The 1,710-nt window shown below is 43.9% G+C and carries 1 protein-coding gene; it reads left to right on the forward strand.

Annotation, left to right across the window (positions count from 1 at the left end; all coding sequences use genetic code 11):
- Positions 1–174 precede the first annotated feature (174 nt).
- Entirely contained in the window at positions 175–1,665 is a 1,491-nt protein-coding gene (gene tnpC / locus BLR32_RS33685; protein ID WP_089839132.1) for an IS66 family transposase, read from the forward strand.
- Positions 1,666–1,710 lie beyond the last annotated feature (45 nt).

Genomic DNA, 1,710 nt, shown 5'->3' on the forward strand with positions numbered 1-1,710 from the left:
TGTTCCTGCACGACCAAAGACATGTGGTAATTACTTACAGTCAGCTGGTGTTGATTCTACAGGGCATTAGTCTACAAAAGGTTCATTATAGAAAGAGGTACGGCCAACAAACATTTGTACGTTAACATCGCGCTAACATTATTTACAAGAGTGTTTACTATCATTGCACTCGCAATGCAGTCAAACCCCAACATTGATTATAAGCAACGTTATGAACAGGCCGAACAAACTATCGGTCAGTTAAAGCATGAGTTGGCAGTATTGAAGAAGATGATTTTCGGAAGCCGTCATGAGAAGTTCATATCTAATGATGTCCCTCCTCAACAGCTGTCACTTGACATCCAACCTGAGCAGACACTTGCCAGTAGTGTTATTACAGCCCAAAGAATCACGTACACACGCTCCAGGGTCAATACCGAACCGCCTTCACATCCTGGCAGAAACAAATTGCCTGATCACCTGCGTAGGGAAGAAATCATTATTGAACCTGCTCATATTCCACCAGGAAGTAAGAAAATCGGACAACTGGAAACAGAAGTATTGGAATATAAAGCTGCAGAACTGTACGTCAAAAAATATATCCGTTACAAATACCTGGCGCCGGAATCAGATGCCACAGCGTCCAATATTATCACAGCGCCATTGCCCAATATGCCACTTCCTAAATGCATTGCAGGATCAAGCCTGTTAGCGCAGATGATCATCGATAAGTTCGTGGATCATTTGCCTCTCCATCGTCAGATGCAACGCTTCGAACGCGCTGGCGTAAAATTTCCATATTCTACTTTAACTGACTGGGTCAGTGCTGCTGCTAATCTGATCACGCCTCTTTACGAATCGTTAGTCAGCCATGTGCTGAGCGTTGATTATATTCAGTGTGATGAAACTCCAATGCCAGTTCTGGACAAAGACAAGAAGGGCAAGACTCACAGAGGCTTCTTTTGGGCATATCAGGATAGCATCAATAAACTTGTAGTTTTTGACTATCAGGAAGGGCGCAATAAAGAAGGTCCTGCTAAGATGTTAGCAACCTACAAAGGAACTATACAGACTGACGGATATCTTGTTTATGACACCATTGCGGAGGGTAGTGGTATCACCCTTATACATTGCATGGCACATGCAAGAAGATATTTTATTGATGCACTAGACCATGATCGTAACAGGGCAGAACATGCGCTGCAACAGATCCAGCTACTGTATGAGATTGAACAACACTGTACATCTCAGCAGTTCGACTACAACGCTCGTAAAGATTACCGTCTTAAAAAGGCTGTCCCTGTCTTAAGCGCACTTGGAATATGGATGACGGAGCAATATGCTCAGGTACTACCGAAAAGTCCAATTGGACAGGCATTAGCCTACAGCATCAAAAGATGGGCTAAACTTAGCCTCTATGCGAGGACTGGAAATCTCTTACCGGATAATAATCTGATAGAAAACTCCATCCGTCCGATAGCCCTTGGCCGCAAAAACCACCTCTTTGCAGGCTCACACGAAGCAGCAAAAAGGTCAGCAATGTTATACAGCTTACTTGGAACCTGCAAAATGCACAGGATTAACCCTATCGAGTGGCTGGCAGATGTACTTGCTATCGTCGCCGAGTATCCGGTTAATAAAATCAAAGATCTGCTACCTCACAACTGGAAACCTACACAAAACTAAGCCCAATATCCCGTCTTACATATATGCAGTTGCCCGTAGGGATAC

It is taken from the genome of Chitinophaga filiformis, from assembly GCF_900102545.1.
Classification (GTDB): Bacteria; Bacteroidota; Bacteroidia; order Chitinophagales; family Chitinophagaceae; genus Chitinophaga; species Chitinophaga filiformis.

Bases quoted from the DNA above. Each gene is read 5' to 3' on its own strand.
- tnpC (WP_089839132.1), top strand. From the start codon at position 175: ATGCAGTCAAACCCCAACATTGATTATAAGCAACGTTATGAACAGGCC.